18 protein-coding genes are annotated in these 16,639 nt (G+C 66.8%); 9 read left to right on the top strand and 9 right to left on the bottom strand.

Translation table 11 applies throughout. The annotated features are described in order from the left end of the window. A partial coding sequence (locus tag B2W70_RS12190) for a PLP-dependent aminotransferase family protein (protein ID WP_286746031.1) occupies nt 1–901 on the top strand: 901 nt, incomplete at its 5' end. 300 nt (nt 902–1,201) lie between these two features. Here the strand turns inward: B2W70_RS12190 and B2W70_RS12185 are convergent. The 3 genes from B2W70_RS12185 to B2W70_RS12175 form a co-directional block, all read right to left on the bottom strand. Beyond that, a complete protein-coding gene (locus B2W70_RS12185) occupies nt 1,202–1,555 on the bottom strand; it encodes an RNA recognition motif domain-containing protein (RefSeq protein ID WP_058087729.1) in 354 nt (117 codons plus the stop codon). Between the two features lie 65 nt (nt 1,556–1,620). Further along, complete coding sequence (gene infA / locus B2W70_RS12180; RefSeq protein WP_286746028.1) at nt 1,621–1,887, bottom strand: translation initiation factor IF-1; 267 nt, start codon at nt 1,885–1,887, stop codon at nt 1,621–1,623. A 41-nt stretch (nt 1,888–1,928) separates the two neighbouring features. Next, nucleotides 1,929–2,123 (bottom strand): hypothetical protein, encoded by a 195-nt coding sequence (locus B2W70_RS12175; protein WP_349677456.1) that lies wholly within the window; start codon nt 2,121–2,123, stop codon nt 1,929–1,931. Between the two features lie 434 nt (nt 2,124–2,557). Here B2W70_RS12175 and B2W70_RS12170 point away from each other — a divergent pair, with 434 nt between their 5' ends. The 3 genes from B2W70_RS12170 to B2W70_RS12160 all read left to right on the top strand — a co-directional run bounded on the left by B2W70_RS12170 (nt 2,558) and on the right by B2W70_RS12160 (nt 5,295). Continuing rightward, nucleotides 2,558–3,532 carry an XdhC family protein gene (locus B2W70_RS12170; RefSeq protein ID WP_286746026.1) on the top strand — a complete coding sequence of 325 codons (975 nt, stop codon included), beginning with the start codon at nt 2,558–2,560 and terminating at the stop codon, nt 3,530–3,532. Next, nucleotides 3,529–3,735 (top strand): oxidoreductase-like domain-containing protein, encoded by a 207-nt coding sequence (locus B2W70_RS12165; RefSeq protein ID WP_286746025.1) that lies wholly within the window; start codon nt 3,529–3,531, stop codon nt 3,733–3,735. The genes B2W70_RS12170 and B2W70_RS12165 overlap by 4 nt, the downstream gene beginning before the upstream one ends. A gap of 207 nt (nt 3,736–3,942) precedes the next feature. Beyond that, the gene (locus B2W70_RS12160) at nt 3,943–5,295 is read left to right on the top strand and encodes a phospholipase D family protein (protein ID WP_286746023.1); all 1,353 of its coding nucleotides are present in this window, start codon (nt 3,943–3,945) and stop codon (nt 5,293–5,295) included. 3 nt (nt 5,296–5,298) lie between these two features. Here B2W70_RS12160 and B2W70_RS12155 read toward each other — a convergent pair whose 3' ends face one another. From B2W70_RS12155 to B2W70_RS12130, 6 genes are all read right to left on the bottom strand, one after another. Beyond that, nucleotides 5,299–7,257, bottom strand: a complete 1,959-nt coding sequence (locus B2W70_RS12155) for a hypothetical protein (RefSeq protein WP_286746021.1) — start codon at nt 7,255–7,257, stop codon at nt 5,299–5,301. 106 nt (nt 7,258–7,363) lie between these two features. Beyond that, nucleotides 7,364–8,815 carry a DEAD/DEAH box helicase gene (locus tag B2W70_RS12150; protein ID WP_286746020.1) on the bottom strand — a complete coding sequence of 484 codons (1,452 nt, stop codon included), beginning with the start codon at nt 8,813–8,815 and terminating at the stop codon, nt 7,364–7,366. A gap of 32 nt (nt 8,816–8,847) precedes the next feature. Continuing rightward, nucleotides 8,848–10,299 carry an ATP-dependent RNA helicase DbpA gene (gene dbpA / locus B2W70_RS12145; RefSeq protein WP_286746018.1) on the bottom strand — a complete coding sequence of 484 codons (1,452 nt, stop codon included), beginning with the start codon at nt 10,297–10,299 and terminating at the stop codon, nt 8,848–8,850. 46 nt (nt 10,300–10,345) lie between these two features. After that, nucleotides 10,346–11,224, bottom strand: a complete 879-nt coding sequence (locus B2W70_RS12140) for a transglutaminase-like domain-containing protein (RefSeq protein WP_286746016.1) — start codon at nt 11,222–11,224, stop codon at nt 10,346–10,348. 93 nt (nt 11,225–11,317) lie between these two features. Beyond that, nucleotides 11,318–11,599, bottom strand: coding sequence for a DUF427 domain-containing protein (locus tag B2W70_RS12135; protein ID WP_137839624.1), 282 nt, complete (start codon nt 11,597–11,599; stop codon nt 11,318–11,320). Between the two features lie 62 nt (nt 11,600–11,661). Next, the gene (locus B2W70_RS12130; protein ID WP_286746062.1) at nt 11,662–12,330 is read right to left on the bottom strand and encodes a DsbA family oxidoreductase; all 669 of its coding nucleotides are present in this window, start codon (nt 12,328–12,330) and stop codon (nt 11,662–11,664) included. A gap of 94 nt (nt 12,331–12,424) precedes the next feature. On the opposite strand from B2W70_RS12130, the gene B2W70_RS12125 reads away from it, so the two are divergent. The 5 genes from B2W70_RS12125 (at nt 12,425) to B2W70_RS12105 (ending at nt 16,595) form a co-directional block, all read left to right on the top strand. Next, nucleotides 12,425–12,910: an LEA type 2 family protein gene (locus B2W70_RS12125; protein ID WP_349677455.1), complete on the top strand. Its 486-nt coding sequence runs from the start codon at nt 12,425–12,427 to the stop codon at nt 12,908–12,910. Between the two features lie 89 nt (nt 12,911–12,999). Then, nucleotides 13,000–13,503, top strand: a complete 504-nt coding sequence (locus B2W70_RS12120) for a hypothetical protein (RefSeq protein WP_286746014.1) — start codon at nt 13,000–13,002, stop codon at nt 13,501–13,503. Nucleotide 13,504: 1 nt separating this feature from the next. Beyond that, nucleotides 13,505–14,182: a PspA/IM30 family protein gene (locus B2W70_RS12115; RefSeq protein ID WP_286746012.1), complete on the top strand. Its 678-nt coding sequence runs from the start codon at nt 13,505–13,507 to the stop codon at nt 14,180–14,182. Further along, on the top strand, nt 14,179–14,805 hold the full coding sequence (locus B2W70_RS12110) for a YqiJ family protein (protein ID WP_286746011.1): 627 nt from the start codon (nt 14,179–14,181) through the stop codon (nt 14,803–14,805). Before B2W70_RS12115 ends, B2W70_RS12110 begins: the two co-directional genes overlap by 4 nt. A 74-nt stretch (nt 14,806–14,879) precedes the next feature. Beyond that, nucleotides 14,880–16,595 (top strand): flotillin family protein, encoded by a 1,716-nt coding sequence (locus tag B2W70_RS12105; protein ID WP_286746010.1) that lies wholly within the window; start codon nt 14,880–14,882, stop codon nt 16,593–16,595. Nucleotides 16,596–16,639: the final 44 nt, after the last annotated feature.

Genomic DNA, 16,639 nt, shown 5'->3' with positions numbered 1-16,639 from the left:
GCTGGTGGGCCCGGGCATCCATGGCGTGCTGTGCGGCCTGCTCAGCCTGCTGGCCCGACCGGGCGACACGGTGTGCGTGGAGTCGGTGAGCTACCCCGGCATCAAGGCGCTGGCCACGCAACTGGGCATCAAGCTGCACGCGCTGGCGGTGGACCAGGAAGGCCCCTGCCCGCAGCACTTTGAAGAGGCCTGCAAACACGTGCATCCCAAGGCCCTGTACTGCAACCCGACGATGCTCAACCCCACCTCGGTGACCATGAGCCAGGCGCGGCGCGAAGCGCTGGCCGACATCGCGCTGCGCTACGCCGTGCCCATCATCGAAGACGATGCCTACGGCGCCCTGCCCACCAAGCCCCCCACCACCATGGCGGAGCTGGCACCCGAACTCACTTACCACGTGACCGGGTTCGCCAAGTGCGTGGGCGCGGGCCTGCGCGTGGCCTACGTGCACGCGCCCACGGCGCAGGCCACGCAGCGCCTGGCTGGGGCCCTTCGGGCGCTGACGGTGATGGCCGCACCGCCCACGGTGGCGCTGGCCACGCAGTGGATCAACGACGGCACCGCCAGCGCCGTGGTGCAGGCCATCCGCAAAGAGACCAACGCGCGCCACGCCCTGCTGCTCAAGCACCTGGGCGACCAGGACATCTGGAGCCAGCCCGATTGCTTCCACGCCTGGCTGAAGCTGCCCGAGACGCTGAGCCCGAACGAGGCCGCGTCCTTCTGGCGCTCACGCGGCGTGGCTGCGGTGGCCAGCACGGCCTTTGCCACCAACACCGCCCCGCCGCGCGCGGTGCGCCTGTGCCTGGGCGGGCCGACCACGCAGGCCCAGTGCGAGCAGAGCCTGCGCGTGGTGGCCGACGTGCTGCGTCACCCCCAGCAGGTGCACGCGTCGGTGATGTGACCTCAGATCCGCGGCGACGCGATCGCCGGCCCCTCGCGACCGAGCCAAGCACCCCGCAAGCGTCCAGTCTTCAGGCACATCAGCGCCTCCGCACCACTTTCGTTTCCGTCCCGCAACAGCGCGCCGGCCTGCGGGCGCAACAACTCGCAGCCTTCGCGGTCGCCGTGTGAATCATGGACGGCTCCTCGTTGTCACAACGAAAACGCCACCCTGGAAGGTGGCGTCAAGGCCGCATTGTCCCTGCGGCGGGGTCAAGGCACCTGCGCGGCGCCCTGAATCAAGCAACAGCGCGAGCCGTGCTCAGTAGCCGCGACGGCCGCCGCCGCCACCGCCGTAGCCGCCACGGTCACCGCCGTAGCCGCCACCGGAGCCACCACGGCCACCGCCGAAGCCACCCGGGCGCTCTTCGCGGGGACGTGCTTCGTTGACGACCAGGGCGCGGCCTTCGAACGATTGACCGTTCATGCCGCGGATGGCGGCTTGAGCTTCGTCACGCGAGCCCATTTCCACGAAGCCGAAGCCCTTGGAACGGCCGGTGTCACGATCCATCATGACCTTGGCCGAAGAGACCGCACCAAAGCTGGCGAAGTGTTGTTGCAGGTCGTCGTCGCGCATCGAGTAAGGCAGGTTGCCGACGTAGAGCTTGTTGTCCATGGTGGACCCTTTCAGTGCATGCCGCGGATGTCGAAGGCCCGCCGCGGCGTCAGGCCGGAACAGGATCAGAAGCGGCGGCGCGGGGGCGCAGCGGGCGCGCCATTGGCACGCGGCTCCAGGTGACGGAAGGTGATGCGACCCTTGTTCAGGTCGTAGGGCGACAGCTCGAGCGACACCTTGTCGCCTGCCAGGATGCGGATGCGGTGCTTGCGCATCTTGCCGCCGGTGTAGGCGATGAGCTTGTGGCCGTTTTCGAGCGTGACGCGAAAGCGCGAGTCGGGCAGGACTTCGTCGACCTGGCCGCGCATTTCAATGAGTTCTTCTTTGGACAAAGGGGGCTCCTTTAAAGCGGGTGGAGGGCAGCGGGCGGGCCTCAGGCGGGCAGCGCGGGCTGGCGCAGGTAGCCCAGACCCTGGTCGATCGCGTAGTTCGCGGCGGCCTGGGCTGTGGCAAACAGGGGGATGAAGCGGAACACCCGGTCGTGGCTGGTGGCGCCACGGCCACTGCGAATGGACAACGAGGCGGCGAACTCGCCGCTGTCGGTCTGACGGGTGATCGGAGAGAGCACGAAACGGCCAACCGTGCGTGCGAGAGGAGTCGAATGGATCAAGCAGAAGTGGGCCACGCCTCGTGACGCAGCCAGGGAGTTCGGGCGGACCAGCCGCGACCGAAGGGGAAGGAAACGATTCTTGTCCCGGATGCGTGCGAACTGCGGGCCCGGCCGGTCAGGGTGGACCGTTGGGGGGCGTGCTGGGCAGGGGGAGAGGAACCAGACGAAGCTTGCCTGGTGATGCCGGACCCGAGCAGACTGCAGATCGGGGCGCGGCGAGGGTGCGCCGCAGGGGGCGGGCATCTCGACGGAGGCTGCGCAGGAAAGCGAAACTGCAGCCATCTCGACGCACTGTAGCAGCAATCGCTGCGACGCGCTTGCTTTTTTGCGGCGCGTCGCCTTGCGTAAACTGCGACTCCCCTCACCCCCGCTCACAGGACCGAGACAAACCCATGGACAGCGTTGACCTGCAGGTGCTGGCCAGGGCCCGCGCATGGGCCGCAGCCGGCCACCCACTCGCCTGGGTGACCGTGGTGCGCACCTGGGGGTCTGCCCCCCGGCCCCCAGGCTCGTGGCTCGTGGTGCGAGACGACGGTCTGATCGAAGGATCGGTCTCGGGGGGCTGCATCGAAGACGACCTGGTCGCCCGGATGCGCGAGGGCCACATGCTGGTCGATCGCCCGTTCACGCTCACCTATGGCGTGACGCAGGAGGAGTCTGCCCGCATCGGCTTGCCCTGCGGCGGCACGCTCGAACTGGTCGTCGAGCCCAACCCCAGCGTGTCGCTGCTGCAGGAACTCGGCGAACGGCTGGCGCGCCGCCAGCTCACGCTCAAGCACGTGGACCTCGCTCAGGGCACCACGTCCTTGTCCGACGCGCCCCGTGGCGCCGCCATGCAGTGGGACGGCACACACCTGCGCACGCTCCATGGCCCTCAATGGCGCCTGCTCATCATCGGCGCGGGCCAGATCTCGCGCTACCTCGCCCAGATGGCTCTGGCGCTCGACTACGACGTCACGGTGTGCGACCCGCGCGAAGAACACAGCGCCGGCTGGGATGTCCCGGGCACGAAGCTGGTTCACACCATGCCCGACGACACCCTGCTGGCCATGCAGCCCAACGCACGCTGTGCGGTGGTGGCGCTGACGCACGACCCCAAGCTCGACGACATGGTTCTGCTGGAGGCCCTGCGTTCACCGGCGTTCTACGTGGGTGCGGTGGGCTCGCGACTCAACAACGACCGCCGCAAGGCGCGCCTGGTCGAGCACTTCGACATCAGCCCCGAGGACATCCAGCGACTGCATGGCCCCGTGGGCTTGCACATCGGCAGCCACACCCCACCGGAGATCGCCGTGTCGATCGTGGCCGAGATGGTGGCGGTGCGAAACGGCGTGATCGGCCCCGCTGCGCGACAATCCGGGCCATGACGACTGCGCCAGCCTCCCCCGACGACGACCCCATGCCCGTGCCGCCAGAGGCACCGGACATCAACGCGTGCTGTGGCAGCGGTTGCGACCCGTGCATCTTCGACGCCCACGACATGGCGATGGACGCTTACCGGCAGGCGCTTCGGGCCTGGCAGGCCCGGCAAGTCAAGCCAGCCCACCCGCCTGAAACGGACGGTTCATGAGGCTCGGATCGCGGCGCATGCGCCTCAGGTGTCTGCCCTGGCTGATCATGATCGCCTTGAGCGGCTTGAGCGGCTGCGTGGCCTTGCCTCCTCGACCCGAGCTCGCCTCGTCGGACACCAGCCCGGTGGTGGCGCCCCCCTGAACGGACCAGCGTCGGACAGACGCTTCGGGCCAGCCAGGCGCCCGAAGGCCTCAGCGGGTTGCGCGTGCTGGCCGACCCGCTCGACGCCTTCGCGGCACGCATGGCCCTCATCCGCCAGGCAGAGCACCGCCTCGATCTGCAGTACTACATCTGGCGCCCCGACACCACGGGCACGCTGATGCTGGGCGCCTTGCGCGAAGCCGCAGACCGCGGGGTCAAGGTTCGCTTGCTGCTCGACGACAACGGCATCGGCGGCATGGACGACCTGCTGGCAGCCATCGACCGACACCCACAGATCGAGGTCAGGCTCTTCAACCCTTTCCCCATCCGCTGGTTCAAGCCCCTGTCCTACCTGGGCGACTTCGGCCGACTGAACCGGCGCATGCACAACAAGGCGTTCATTGCCGACTCGACCGCCGCCATCGTGGGAGGACGCAACATCGGGGACGCCTACTTCGGAGCCGATGACCTTGTCGACTTCGCCGACCTCGACGTCCTGACCACCGGCGCCGTCGTTCCCGATGTGCTGCGCTCGTTCCAGAGTTACTGGGACAGTCCCCTGGCCTATCCCTTGTCGTCGATCGGCTCAAGGCATCCCGTTGGACAGGATCCGTTGACGCAGCGCCTGGCCACCTTGCGCCACGACGAACAGACCCTGCGCTACCGCGATGCCGTCAAGGATTCCAGCGTCGCACGCGACCTCGGTCAGGGCAAGCCTGACCTGGAATGGGTTCGCATCCGGCTGCTCGCCGACCCGCCCGAAAAAGCCTCGGGCCAGGGGCTGCCCCAGGACTGGCTGGTCACGGGCCTGCAGTCGGCGCTGGGCGAGGCCACGCAATCGGTGGACCTGATCTCGCCTTACTTCGTGCCCGGCGAACAAGGCACGGCGCTGTTGGGTGCCTACCCCGCCCGCGGCGTGGCCCTGCGGGTGGTGACCAACTCGCTGGCGGCCACCGACGTGGTGGCGGTTCACCCTGGCTATGCGCGCCGACGACTCGACCTGCTGAAAGCGGGCGTGACCCTGTACGAACTCAAGGCCGTGGCCTCGGATGTGGGCGCCCGGCCGTGGAACCTCTCCGGCAGCAGCACGGCCAGCCTGCATGGCAAGGCCTTCGCCGTGGACGGTCAGCGGGCCTTCGTGGGCTCGTTCAACATCGACCCGCGCTCGGTGTCCTTGAACACCGAGATGGGCCTGGTCATCGAGAGCCCGACGCTGGCGCGCACCCTGACCGAGGCCCTGGACCGCGACCTGCCCCAGCATGCCTACCGCGTGCGCCTGGGACCGGGCGATCGACTCGAGTGGACGGAGCAGACGCCAGCCGGCACCGTGGTCCACCACCACGAGCCCGATGCGGGCTGGTGGAAGCGGTTCATGGCCTGGCTGATGGCCTGGCCGGCCATCGAGGGGCTGTTGTGACGTTCATTTGGTCGTCAACAGCAAAGGTGTGGGGCCGACCTGGACATACCGATAGCGGGTCAAGGTGCCGTCCAGGAGGTCATCGGGGATCGGCTGCTTGGTGCCCACACCGTCCAGCGGGGTCTGGTACTTGAGCGTGTCCCAGGTGGTGCCTGCGAACCAGGCCTTTTCCTTGAACAGACGCACCGTCTCCGCGGCGCCCTCGCTCCACAACACCACGCGCATCGCCCCTGCAAGGTTCATTTTGGCGATGAAGATGCGCCCGTTGACCCCCTTCGTGGTGTAGCGCTCGCTGAGGGCGGCGCCCTTGAGCCAGCCCACAGCCTGGGCATAACGCCGTCCCAGCGGGGTCGCACAGTCCGGGTTGTACTTCACCTGCGTGGCCAGGAAGGCCGCGCAGTTGTTGGGGGTGCTGTCTTCCCAGGTGCCATAGACCAGAGCGCCCGTGGGGGTGCCGCCCTCCCAGTGGTAGTAGTTGAAGTTGCTCACCCCGCTGGCCCACAGCAGCAAGAGGCCCCGCAAGGGGTTCGCCAGGTCGGCCGCGCCGAGCGTGCTGGCGTTGACGCAACCGGGCTGGGTCAGTGGGTCGCACCCGAAGCCGCCCTCGGTGTCCCACAGCGGCTTGGCACTCACGCCGTTCGCCGCCATGATGCTGCGCACGTTGGCCACGCTGCCCAGCATGCGCTCGGGGCTGCCCGGCTCGTAGGTGTGCAGGTTGATGATGTCGACATGTTGCCCCCCGCCCGCCTTGAGGAAACGCTCGAGGTACTGGGTGCCCAGGCGAGCGGTGATGGAGGGTGCCAGGATCACGTTGTTCGCATCGATGCCCTTGAGCACCTCACGCGCGATGCGGGTCATCTCGACCATCTTGGCGACATCGCCGGAGTAGACCTGCGGGATGTCCCATTCGTTCCAGATCTCCCAGTACTTGATCTTGCCCTTGTAGCGCTGCCCCACCTGGGTCACGTACTGGGTCCAGCGCTGCATGTCGGCCGGGGGCGCCGATTCGCCACTCGACGTGCAGTACAGGCTGGTGGCGCCGGGCTGACTGGACGAGTGCGCGGGCGTCTGGCCCATGGTGTAGATCATCTGCGTCTGAGGGTCCTTCGTGCGCACATGGTTGACGATGTAGTCCATGCGATCGAAGTTCCAGACATCCCGCTGGGGCTCGAGGTTGCACCAGTGCGTCCCGGTGTCGTGCAGCCGGATCACCTTCTGCCCCAGCTTGGGCCAGGCGTTGTGTGTGCCCAGCTTGTTCATGTGCAAGCCAAACAAGGTGTCAGGGATGGTGGCGGTGCTCTGTGGCTTGAGCTCGTCCTGCTTGACCTCGGCGATCTTGAGGTCATCGAGGTAAACGTTGACGCCGGTCGGCGAGGTCAGGAACAAGCGCGTGTCTTCGGCCATCACCCCCTCGATGCTCACCTGCTGCCAGGTGCTGGTGGCACTGTGGCGCACGATGGCGTAGGGGTAGTAGCCCGGCCCGCCGCCGCGCGCCATCAGCTCGACGCCCGCGGGCATGTCGGACTTGATCCAGGCGGTGACCTTGTAGCGCTTGCCGTTGGCGAAGGTGAAGTTGTCGAGCAGGAAGATGACCGCGGGCGAATCGACGCGAAAGTGCGCCGAACCACTGCCGGCGCGCGCGTTGGCAGCCTGCGTGTTGCGCTCCACGACCCATTGCGGCGACGACCCGCCCTCGCTCCAGGCGTTGACACCCCAGTGGAATGCCGCCGACTCGAAGTCGTCCTGATAGACCGTGGTCTCGGTACGGGTCACGGTGGCCGACTGCGCGGGCAGCATCACCGTGGTCTTGGCGATGGCCTGGGGCGCGGCCACCTCAGGTTGGGCGGCTGCCGGGGCATCGGCAGGGGCGCTGCCACCGCCTCCGCAAGCGGTGATGAGGCCAGACACCATCAAGGCCAGCGCAGGCAGGCGCGGCACTCGAGAACGTGCTCGTGTGTTCACTGAAAGCTCCTGAATGAAAATCGTCTGAGGCGGCCCCCAAGGGGCGCGCGAGGCGATTCTCAGGCGAGCAGGAGCGGTTTCATGAACACACCAGGCCTCGCAAGGGTCAATCGATGACAGGAGGCTCGCTTGCGCGCCCCTGCACAGCCGCCTCGCGCAACTTGTCCTTCTTGCTCTTTCGCTTGCCCTTGATGCCCCCGGTGCCTTCGGGGTCGGTCAGCGGGTTGCGATGCGCCGGTTCGGTCTGCTTCATCTCGAAGCCTGGCACCTGCTCTCGCGGCACGCGCAGCCCCTGGCGCTTTTCGATCAGGCGGAAATGCGTTTCGGTGTCGGCGTTGACGAAGCTCACCGCGACACCGCTGAGGCCAGCACGCGCCGTGCGACCGATGCGGTGCACATGGTCGTCAGGGGAGCGGGGCAGGTCGAAGTTGACCACCGCCGGCAAGGCGTCGACGTGCAGGCCGCGGGCGGCCAGGTCGGTGGCCACCACCACCTGCAACTCACCAGCCTTGAACGCGCGCAGCACCTCGCGGCGCGCGCCCTGGCTGGCGTCGGCGTGAAAGGCCGCGGCTTGGATGCCGTGCTTTTGCAGTTTGTGCGCCACCAAGTCGCAGGCGTGGCGCGTGGCCACGAACACCAGCACCTGGCGCCAGCCTTCCTGCTTGATCAGGTGGCGCAACAGCGGTGTGCGCTGGGCCGCGTCGACCTGGATGGCGCGCTGCTGGATGTCGGGCACGGACACCACCTCGGCACGCAGGTCGATGCGCACGGGCTCGTGCAGCAGTTGCTCGGCCAGCGCCTGCACGCCGGGCGCGAAGGTGGCCGAGCACAGCAGGTGCTGACGTCGCTTGGGCAGCAGGGCCAGCACGCGCGTGAGTTCTTCTTCGAAACCCTTGTCGAGCAGGCGGTCGGCCTCATCGAGCACCAGGGTCTGCACGCCGTCCAGGCTCAGGGCGTTGTGCTCGATGAGGTCAAGCAAGCGACCCGGCGTGGCCACGACGATGTCGGCACCACCGCGCAAGGCCAGCATCTGCGTGTTGATGGACACGCCGCCGAACACGCAGCCCCAGCGCAGCGGCGCCTGCAGGTGCTCGGACATGTCGCGCAGGGTCTCGCCGACCTGCAGGGCCAGCTCGCGCGTGGGCACGAGGACCAAGGCTTGCGTGGGGCGTCGCTCGGGCTTGGGCGCATGCAAAGCGGCCTGCCTAGGTGCGCGCCCGGCCGAGTCGCGGGCACCTCGCTCGCCTTGCCCGGCACCGGGCATGTCGGCGCGCTCCTGGCGCTGGAACGCTGCTTCGACCTGCTGCAGCAGCGGCAGCACATAGGCCAGGGTCTTGCCCGAACCCGTCTGCGCCAGGGCCAGCACATCGCGACCGGCCAGCGCAGGCGGGATGGCGTCGGCCTGCACGGGCGTGGGCTCTTCCAGCTCGGCATCGGACAGGCTTTGCAACAGCGAGGGCGACAGGCCCAGCGCGGCGAAGGTCGTGGCAGGCATGGCCGACGCTTCGAGGGCCTGGGCCGACTCGGTCGCATCAGGTGCGTCAAGCGCTTCGGTCATTTGAGGCGCTTGGGGGTTGTTGTCGGCCTCGTTCACAGCGCCCTCACCTTCACGGACTTGCCCTTGACCTTGCCGCCTTGCAGGCCCTTCAAGGCCTTGTCGGCGATGTCGCGGTCGACCGCCACGTAGGTCGAGAACTCGTTGACGTTGATCTTGCCGATCTTGGCGCCTTCAAAGCCGAGGTCCTTGGTGAGCGCGCCCAGCACGTCGCCTGGCCGGATCTTTTCCTTGCGGCCGCCGAGGATCTGCAGCGTCACGCGCGGCGGGCGCAGCGGCTCGCGCTCGGTCGAGGGCGTGAGTTCGCTCAAGGGGTGCCACTCGCTGGCGCGGCCCTGCATCTGGTCGATGCGACCCACGCGGCCCATCTCGTCCATGCTGGCCAGGCTGAAGGCCCAGCCCGACTCGCCCGCGCGGCCGGTGCGGCCCACGCGGTGGGTGTGCACCTCGACATCGGGTGTGATGTCGACGTTGATGACGGCTTCGAGCTGGGCGATGTCCAGGCCGCGAGCGGCCACGTCGGTGGCCACGAGCACGCTGCAGCTGCCGTTGGCAAAGCGCACCAGCACCTGGTCGCGGTCGCGCTGGTCGAGGTCGCCATGCAACTCGAGCGCGACGATGCCTTGCGCCTGCAGCACCTCGACCAGGTCGCGGCACTGCTGCTTGGTGTTGCAGAAGGCGATGGTGCTGGCCGGGCGGAAGTGGTCGAGCAGCAGGCCAACAGCGTGCAGGCGCTCAGCCTCTTTGACCTCGTAGAAGCGCTGGCGGATGCGCGAGGTGTCGTGGCGCTCGGCGAGCTTGACCTCTTGCGGATCGCGCATGAAGCGGCGCGCCAGCTTGTCGACGCCTTCGGGGTAGGTGGCCGAGAACAGCAGCGTCTGGCGCTGCTTGGGCGCCTGCGCCACCACCTGCGCGATGTCATCGGCAAAGCCCATGTCCAGCATGCGATCGGCCTCGTCGAGCACCAGGGTCTGCAGGGCTTCGAGGTTCAGCGTTTCGCGCGCCAGGTGATCGAGCACCCGGCCCGGCGTGCCAACGATGATGTGCGCGCCGTGTTCCAGGCTGGCGAGCTGCGGGCGAATGGGGCTGCCGCCGCACAGGGTCACGACCTTGATGTTGTCTTCGGCGCGCGCCAGGCGGCGGATTTCGGTGGTGACCTGGTCGGCGAGTTCGCGCGTGGGACAAAGCACCAGGGCCTGCACGGCAAAGCGACGCGGGTTCAGCGAGGTCAGCAGGGGCAGGCCGAAGGCGACCGTTTTGCCGCTGCCGGTCTTGGCCTGGGCGATGAGGTCTTTGCCAGCGAGGGCCAGCGGCAAGCTGGCGGCCTGGATGGGCGTCATCGCCAGGTAGCCCAGGGTCTGCAGGTTCGCCTGCATGGCCTCGGACAAAGGCAGTTGCGAGAAGGAGGGGCCGCTGACGGCGGCGGGCGTGGCCAGGCTGGCGGACGCCGAGGTCGCCGGGTTGGCCGGCGAAGATGGATGGTTCATGCCGGATTATCCGGGATCCGGCCCGAAATGGGGTGCTCGGCGCGATTCAACCCCAGTGAACGGGGGCGTCGGTGGAGATGGCCTCGCTGCGGTGGCGCGGCATTTCGCTCAGGCCTTGCGCATCCTGCAATGCCCGCACCTGGATGCGCGGCGGCTGCGACTGCACAGAGCCGAAGATGGTGGCAAAAGCCACGTCGGCGGCGTCACGCCCGGTGCCGAAGCGAACGAAGCCCATGGGGATGGCCGTGCCCGAGGGGTCGAAGATGTACCAGCGCCCGCCCAGGAAGACCTCGACGTAGGCATGGAAGTCGGTGGGGCCCAGCGCCGGATCCGCACCGAAATCGATGCCGGTGGCAAAGCGCGCCGGGATGTTCAGCGCGCGGCACAGCGCGATCATCAAGTGGGCGAAGTCACGGCACACGCCACGGCCTTCGTTGAGCGTGTCGATGGCCGAGGTGGCGCTGGTGGTCGTGTTGCCCTCGAACTTCACCCGGCGGCGCACCCAGTCCTGGATGGCCACCACGCGGCTGTAGCCCTGAGGCAGGTTTCCGAACTCGGCCATCACCAGCGGGCCCAGCAGGTCACTTTGGCAATAGCGACTGGGGTAGATGCAGTTCAGCACCTCGGTGGGCAGGCGCGAGACCGGGGTCTCGGCGATGAGCTCGGGGGCGCAGAGGTGGTGATGCAGGTCGACCACCGCCTGGTAGCTGACCTTCAGGGGGCCAGACCAGGCGCTCAGGCGCAGGTAACGGTTGAGGCTGACGGGGTCGGTGAAGACCTGCGGCAACACGGTCTGGCTGATGTCCAGCCGTTCGCTGCGGATCACCTGGCAGCGGGTGTGCGCGCCGTGGATGTTGAAAACGAAATCTGCCCCAGGGGGTGCGACCTCGTAGATCAGGTCGACGGACAGTTCAATGCGGACCAAGAAAATCTCCAGGGCCACAAACCAAAGCGACCGAACATTCTTGGGCCCATTGTGGCCCATCGGTGCCCCCGGGGCCAGCGCATGGCCCGGGTTTCAGTCGGAGATGTCCACGCCGGGCATGAAGGCCACGCGCCCCTTGATCTCCTGCGCGGCCTCGGTGGGCTCGGGGTAGAACCACACGGCGTCGGGCTTCATCTCGCCGTTGACGAACAGGCTCAGCCACTGGGCCTGCCCCTTCCAGACACAGCTGCTGCGGTGGTTGCTGAAGGTGGTGTACGCGTCTTTCAGCGCCGCGCGCGGGAAGTAGTGGTTGCCTTCGAGGGTGACGATGTCGTCGCTTTCGGCAACGACGACGCCGTTCCAGGTTGCTTTCATGGGAGGCCTTGCAAAGTGCGTGGGGGATGGGTGCGGATGCTACGCCGGCTCAGGCCCTGTCGTCAGCCCTCGGCTGCGATCTGCCGCAAGGCCCGCGCATACGCCTCAACCGGCTGCCCACCCGAGATCAGGTGCCGGTCATTGACGACAACAGCCGGCACCGAGCGGATGCCCGCCTCGGCGTAGAAAGCCTGCTGCTCGCGCACCGCCTGCGCGAATTCGCCAGTGGCCAGCACCTGCGCCGCACGCGCCACATCGAGCCCCGCGTCGCCCACGGCGGCCAGCAACACGGGGTGTTCGTCCATGGCCTGACGGTGTTCGTGACAGGCCTTGAGCAGGGCCTGCTTGAGCGCGAGTTGGGCACCGGGCTGGCTTGGCGTCAGCTCGCCCGCCCAATGGAGCAATCGGTGCGCATCGAAGGTGTTGTAGATGCGACCGCGCCCCGCCATGTTGAAGGTGAAGCCCACCTCGGCACCTCGCTGGCGGATCACCTCGCGGATCTGCGATTGCTGCTCGGGCGTGCTGCCGTACTTATGCGTGAGGTGCTCACCGATGTCCTGCCCGCCCGGCCCCATCTTGGGGTTGAGCTCGAAGGGCTGGAAGTGGATGTCGGCAACGACCTCGCCCCGCAGCTCGGCCAACGCCAGCTGAAGCGACCACAGGCCCACGGCGCACCAGGGGCAGGAGACATCGGAGACGAAATCGATCTTGAGCGAAGTGGGCATGGGCATGAGCAGGGGAATGGGCACGGGGAGGGGCCAGGACAAGCGCCGGAACATGGCCTTCCTACAATGCCAGAAAACCCAACCCAGCAACGAGGAGCCCATGTCAACGATGAACCGACGCCGATGCGCGCAGTGGCTGCTGCTGAGCGCCGCCACCTTGGCCATGTCCGGTTGTGCCAGCCTGCTCGATCGCGAGCCGGTGCGTGTCAACGTGGTGGGCGTCGAGCCCCTGCGAGGCGAGGGCCTGGAGGCGCGCCTGGCGCTCAAGGTGCGCATCGTCAACCCCAACGACGCGGCCATCACCTACGACGGGCTTTCGGTGTCGCTGGACGTGCGGGGCCAGCACTTCGCCAGCGGCGTGAGCAACGAGCGCGGCGAAGTGCCCCGCTTTGGCGAAGCGCTGATCACGGTGCCGGTGTCGGTGTCCGCCTTGTCGCTCGTGCGCCAGGCGCTGGACGCGGCCCGAGGCGGCAGCCCTCGCATCGATTACGTGCTCAAGGGGCGCCTGGCCGGCACAGCGTTGGGCAGCGTGGGGTTCAGCAGCAGTGGCGAGTTGGAACTGCCGGCGCAGTGGGCGCGGCCTTGAGGTACGTGGGGCGACTCGACCGCACCCGTTGACAAACGAATTCGTTTGAATACACTTGCATTCATCGAGATTCTGCAACGGGAGCCGCCATGGCTGGAACAGCCCAAACGATGGAGCCTTTGTCGGCGCGCATACCGAGCGACCTCTACCTCTGGCTGGCCCAGTTGCAGGTCGATGGCGCCACCACCAACAGCGACAAGCTTCGGGTCCTGCTTGGTCAACTCAAGCGCCAGCACGACGGCCTGGGCGATTTCGCAGCAGCCCACGCCTGGGCACGCGAACTGGTCGCGCGCCTGCGCGACGCACTGGCCCGCATCGAAGGTCAAGGCAGCGGTCATTCCGAGGTCATGAACCTGCTGTTGGATCAGCTCACGGGCAGCCTCGCCATGGTCGTGGGCGCCAGCCCTCAGACACCTGCGGATGTCGCGAAACTTGAAGATGCACTGGTGCGCCGCGCCTTCTCGCTCACTGAAGGGCTGCTGCGACAAGGCACCACCACCCAGGCCCGGGCGCACGACCCCGATGTTGTGCAGCGGCACATGACCACCACGCTCGAGCTCGCACAATCGATCCACAAACTGCAAGGAGGCTGAGATGGCAGATTCACTCAAAGCACGTGTCACACGCATGGTCGCGGCCAGCGTTCACGCCCTGATCGACCACATCGAGGACCAGAACCCGGGGGCCGCGATGGAGCAGAGCCTGCGAGAGGCAGATGTCGTGATCGACGAGGTGCGCCAGGAGCTGGGCAAGACAAGCGCCAACAGGCACCTTGCCCAGCAGCAGCACGCCCGGCTCAACAGCCAGCACACTGACCTCATCGGGCAAATCGACACCGCCATGGCACAAGGTCGAGAAGACCTGGCGCGGGCGGCCGTGGCGCGCCAGCTCGACATCGAAGCCCAGATCCCCGTGCTCGAAACCACGCTTGCCGACTTCACGCACCAGGAGTCTGAGCTTCAAGGTTATGTAGCGGCCCTGCTGGCCAAGAAGCGCGAGATGGAAGAAGCCCTGCAGGCATTCCGCGCGAGCCGCGCGGAATGCCAGGCAGCAACCGGGGCAGCAGGCGTTACCCCGGGACGCTCGGCCGAGCACCGCATGGACGACATCACCGGGGCTTTTGACCGCATCCACCAACGTCAAACGGGGCTGAGTGGCACCGACCAGAAGAAAAGCCTGCAACAGGCGGCGCAGCTCAAGGAACTCGACGACCTGGTCCGCGACAACAAGATCGCCGAGCGCATGGCCCAGATCAAGGCGAGCAAGGCATGAGCCTGTACGCAGCCCCCGAAACCCTGCCGTTCGGCATTGGCCTGGCGTTGATCGTGGCCATCGCCCTGCTCGAAGGCATCGGCATGATGATGTCGCTGAGCCCCAGCAACTGGCTCGATGACTTGCTGCCCGATGTCAACAGCGACAGCGGACTGGACAAGCTGCTGGGCTGGCTCCACCTTGGCAAGGTGCCATCGCTGGTGTTGCTGATCCTGTTCCTCATGGGGTACACGGTGTTTGGCTACTCGCTGCAGATGGCATGCCACGGCTTGCTCGGCTTTTACCTGCCTGGCTGGCTGGCCGGCTTGCTGGCCGTGCCATCGGGCCTGGCGACGGTGCGAGGCCTGGGCGCCCTGATCGCCCGGATCATCCCCAAGGACGAGAGCTCTGCGGTCAGTGAAACCACGCTGATCGGGCGCACCGGCACCATCAGTGGCGGCACGGCGCGCCGTGGGCTTGCCGCACAGGCCCGCGTCAAAGACGCACTCGGTCGCACGCACTACCTGATGGTCGAGCCCGACCTGGACGACGAGGTCTTCGACGAGGGCTGCCAAGTGCTGATCGTGCGCAAGGTGGGGGCCTTCCACCGGTGCATCGTCAACCCGCACCCAGACCTGATGTGAATGACAAAGGCTCTGTCAATCGAGTCTGCACACATCCAGTTTTTTGTTTCACGCAACAAGGGAGATTTCAAAACATGAGCAACCTGCTCGACCTGCTTGTCATCGTCGGCGTCGCCTTGCTGGCGCTGGTGACCATCGGCATCATCTTCGCGCGCTTGTACAAGCGCTCTACCAAGGAAACCGCATTCGTGCGCACTGGCCTGGGTGGCCAGAAGGTGATCATGGACGGGGGCGCCATCGTGCTCCCCGTTTTCCATGAACGCGTGCTCGTCAACATGAACACGCTCAAGCTCGAGGTGCTGCGCCGTGAACGTGAAAGCCTCATCACGAAAGACCGCATGCGCGTGGACGTGACGGCGGCTTTCTTCGTGCGAGTCAAGCAAACGGAAGAAGCCGTGAGCATCGCCGCGCAAACGCTGGGCGCGCGCACCATGAGCCCCGATGAGCTCAAGGCCCTGGTCGAAGACAAGTTCGTCGACTCGCTGCGCGCCACCGCCGCCACCATGACCATTCAGGAGCTGCAGGACAAGCGGCGCGATTTCGTCCAGGCCGTTCAGAACGCCGTGGCCGAAGACCTCGAGAAGAACGGCCTGGAGCTGGAGTCGGTGTCGCTGACCAGCCTGGACCAGACCGACAAGCAGTTCTTCAACCCCAACAACGCCTTCGACGCCGAAGGCCTGACCCGCCTGACCGAGCAGACCGAGGCGCGCCGCAAGCAGCGCAACGACGTCGAGCAGGACACCGAGGTGCAGGTTCGCACCAAGAACCTCGACGCCACGCGCCAGAAGCTGACCATCGAGAAAGATCAGGAATTCGCCACGCTGGGCCAGCAACGCGAAATCGAGGTCACGCGCGCCGAGCAGGCTGCCCTGATTGCGTCGCAGCAAGCCGAGCGCAGCCGCGAAGCCGAGGCCGCCAAGATCGAGGCCGAGCGCCAGGTGAGCCAAAAGCGCATCGAGGCAGAGCGCGAGATCAAAGCCGCCGAGATCGAGAAGAACCTGGTCATCCAGACGCGCGAGATCGAACTCGAACGCAAAACCGAAATGCAGCGCGCCGAGCAGCGCAAGCAAGTCGAGATTGCACGCCAGGACACACAAATCGCGATCGCCAACAAATCGCGGGAACAGTCGGACGCCGATGCCGCGGCCAACCTGGCCAAGGCTGAGGCCGTCAAGGCCGAAGAAGGCGTGAACACGGCTCGCCAGGTGGCCGTCGCAGAGCGCGACAAAAGCATTCAGCTGATCGAAGCGGCCAAGGAAGCCGAACAGAACGCGATCTCGGTGAAGGTGTCGGCCAGCGCAGAAAAGGAAGCTGCGATGGACCGCGCCGAAGCCCTGACCATCGAGGCCAAGGCCAAGCAGGCCGCCGCACTGGCAGAGGCAGAGGGCAAGCGCGCCATCAACGAAGCGCTCAATACCTTGTCGGCCGCCCAGATCGATCTGCAGGTGCGCACATTGCTGTTGCAGCAGTTGCCGCAAATCCTGGAGCAGGCTGTTCGCCCCATCGAGAAAATCGACTCGATCCGACTGTTTCAGGTCAGTGGCATGCCAGGTCAGGGCGGTGCAGCCGCCCCATCTTCCGGCGCACAAGGCACGTTCCCCGAGCAAGTCATGAACTCTGCACTCCAGTATCAGATCGCCAAACCGATCGTCGATGCCGTGATGAAGGACGCAGGCTTGTCCAACGAAGGCATCACCGGCATCTCGCAGGCCCTGACGGGCATGCTGTCGAGCGGGACATCGGTTGTGACCGAACAGCCAGCAGTCGGGGCTGGCAACACCGCAGCCTGAGGGGGCTCGGCAGGTCTGGTTGCGGACCTTGCGCCAAGGCCCGC

The sequence above is a fragment of the Aquabacterium sp. UBA2148 genome (assembly GCF_002328915.1).
Classification (GTDB): domain Bacteria; phylum Pseudomonadota; class Gammaproteobacteria; order Burkholderiales; family Burkholderiaceae_C; genus Aquabacterium; species Aquabacterium parvum.
Note: the sequence above shows the minus strand (reverse complement) of the source record. Positions and strands in the feature narration are given on the sequence as shown.